Raw genomic sequence first — 1485 nt, forward strand, 5'->3', positions numbered from 1 at the left:
CGCATATTTAACGGGATCGAAATTGTAACATTGTGTATAGTTACAACACTGATCGCTTGATATGTTTCAATTGCGATGAGTGCTTTTGTCATTTAAGGGAAGTAGTTTGCAAGATGCCGGAAATTAAACAGTTATTTGAGAATAATTCAAAATGGTCGGAAGAAATCAAATCTGATCGTCCTGAATATTTCGCTAAGCTCGCCGAAGGCCAAAAGCCTGATTTTCTTTGGATTGGCTGCTCCGATAGTCGAGTACCCGCAGAACGATTAACCGGCCTTTACTCCGGTGAATTATTTGTTCACCGCAATGTTGCAAACCAAGTCATTCACACAGACCTCAATTGCCTTTCCGTTGTTCAATACGCCGTTGATGTACTCAAGGTGAAGCACATTATTGTGTGTGGTCACTACGGTTGCGGCGGTGTTAACGCGGCGATAGATAACCCTCAACTCGGGCTTATCAATAACTGGCTACTGCACATCAGAGATCTTTACTTCAAGCATCGTTCTTACTTAGATCAAATGCCTGTTGAAGATCGTGCCGATAAGCTTGGTGAAATTAACGTTGCAGAACAAGTTTATAACCTAGGCAATTCAACCATCATGCAAAACGCGTGGGAGCGCGGGCAAGATGTCGAAATTCACGGTGTCGTATACGGAATTGAAGATGGTCGCCTTGAATATTTAGGTATTCGCTCTAATTCTAAAGAGACCGTTGAAGCATCGTACCAGAAAGCACTGTCGACGATTTTAAACCCTGACAATAAGCTTCTGTGTCGCTAAGCCATAAAATCTGAATAAATAAAAAACGCCCATTTATATGGGCGTTTTTTTTTGTATTTCGAATAGTGAACTCAATTATTCTTGAGGAACCACTTTACCGATGAATGGTAGGTGACGGTATTTTTGAGCGTAATCGATACCAACACCAACAACGAACTCGTCAGGGATCTCGAAACCAATCCAATCAACTGGCACATTTACTTCACGGCGAGATGGCTTGTCTAGTAGCGTACAAATCGCGATAGATTTAGGTTCACGTAGCGATAGGATTTCGCGAATTTTATTTAGCGTGTTACCTGTATCGATGATGTCTTCAACAAGCAAAACGTCTTTGCCTTTAATGTCATCATCCAAATCTTTCAAGATGCGTACATCGCGTGAGCTTTCCATCGTGTTACCGTAGCTTGATGCCGTCATAAAATCAACTTGATGAGTCAGTTCAATAGCACGCGCTAGATCGGCCATAAATACAAAAGAACCACGCAACAAGCCAACCAAAACTAGGTCTTCACTGCCTTGGTAACGCTCTGTAATTTGTTTGCCTAATTCACGAATTCGTTCCTGAACTTCTTGCTCAGAAATCATGACTTCTATTGTATGTTTCATACTGTGCTCAATTTAGTTTGTGGGTTGAGGTAGGTCGCACGCAAACGATCACCTAATCTTACGGCGTGTAGTGTATCACCACGAAGAGTGGGTTGAA

At 42.0% G+C, this 1485-nt stretch carries 2 protein-coding genes; one reads left to right on the forward strand and one right to left on the reverse strand.

The genetic code is table 11. The features are described from left to right. Positions 1 to 113: 113 nt before the first annotated feature. Complete coding sequence (gene can, locus R8N28_RS24620) at positions 114 to 782, forward strand: carbonate dehydratase (RefSeq protein WP_005462578.1); 669 nt, start codon at positions 114 to 116, stop codon at positions 780 to 782. A gap of 75 nt (positions 783 to 857) precedes the next feature. Here can and hpt read toward each other — a convergent pair whose 3' ends face one another. After that, entirely contained in the window at positions 858 to 1388 is a 531-nt protein-coding gene (hpt, locus tag R8N28_RS24625) for a hypoxanthine phosphoribosyltransferase (RefSeq protein ID WP_005479701.1), read from the reverse strand. Positions 1389 to 1485: the final 97 nt, after the last annotated feature.

Source organism: Vibrio sp. Vb1554, from assembly GCF_033344235.1.

Bases quoted from the DNA above. Each gene is read 5' to 3' on its own strand.
- can (WP_005462578.1), top strand. From the start codon at position 114: ATGCCGGAAATTAAACAGTTATTTGAGAATAATTCAAAATGGTCGGAA.
- hpt (WP_005479701.1), bottom strand. From the start codon at position 1,388: ATGAAACATACAATAGAAGTCATGATTTCTGAGCAAGAAGTTCAGGAA.